The organism is Burkholderia sp. SCN-KJ (assembly GCF_024656005.1).
In the GTDB taxonomy this organism is placed as follows: Bacteria; Pseudomonadota; Gammaproteobacteria; order Burkholderiales; family Burkholderiaceae; genus Burkholderia.
Map to the genome: position 1 here is coordinate 1 of NZ_JANKOG010000085.1, position 1094 is coordinate 1094.

1 protein-coding gene is annotated in these 1094 nt (G+C 70.0%); it reads left to right on the forward strand.

Annotated features, from left to right (window positions below; genetic code table 11):
• Positions 1 to 1094 (forward strand): acetyl-CoA C-acetyltransferase (locus NQV17_RS37725; protein ID WP_257776150.1); only part of this gene is annotated, 1094 nt, incomplete at both ends.

Consider the following 1094-nt stretch of genomic DNA (forward strand, 5'->3'; position numbering starts at 1 on the left):
ATGACGGACGTAGTGATCGTATCGGCCGCGCGGACCGCGGTCGGCAAATTCGGCGGCTCGCTCGCGAAGATCGCGGCACCGGAGCTGGGTGCGACGGTGATTCGCGCGGTGCTGGAGCGTTCGGGCGTGAAGCCCGAGCAGGTGAGCGAAGTGATCATGGGCCAGGTGCTGACGGCGGGCTCGGGGCAGAACCCGGCGCGCCAGTCGCTGATCAAGGCCGGCCTGCCGAGCGCAGTGCCGGGGATGACGATCAACAAGGTGTGCGGCTCGGGCCTGAAGGCCGTGATGCTGGCGGCGAACGCGATCGCGGCGGGCGACGCGGAGATCGTGATCGCGGGCGGGCAGGAGAACATGAGCGCGGCGCCGCACGTGCTGCCGGGCTCGCGCGACGGGTTCCGGATGGGTGACGCGAAGCTGGTCGACACGATGATCGTCGACGGCCTGTGGGACGTGTACAACCAGTACCACATGGGCATCACGGCGGAGAACGTCGCGAAGGAATACGGGATCACGCGAGAGGAGCAGGACGCGTTCGCGGCGCTGTCGCAGAACAAGGCGGAAGCCGCGCAGAAGGCCGGGCGCTTCGACGACGAGATCGTGCCGGTGTCGATCCCGCAACGCAAGGGCGAGCCGCTGCAGTTCGCGACCGACGAGTTCGTGCGCCACGGCGTGACGGCGGAATCGCTGGCGGGGCTGAAGCCGGCGTTCTCGAAGGACGGCTCGGTGACGGCGGCGAACGCGTCGGGGCTGAACGACGGCGCGGCGGCGGTGCTGGTGATGTCGGCGCAGAAGGCGGCGGCGCTGGGCCTCACGCCGCTGGCGCGGATCAAGGCGTACGCGAACGCGGGCGTGGATCCGAGCGTGATGGGCATGGGGCCGGTGCCGGCATCGCGCCGTGCGCTGGAGCGCGCGGGCTGGACGCCGGGCGACCTGGACCTGATGGAAATCAACGAGGCATTCGCGGCGCAGGCGCTGGCGGTGCACAAGCAGATGGGCTGGGACACGTCGAAGGTGAACGTGAACGGCGGGGCGATCGCGATCGGTCACCCGATCGGCGCGTCGGGCTGCCGGATCCTGGTGACGCTGCTGCACGA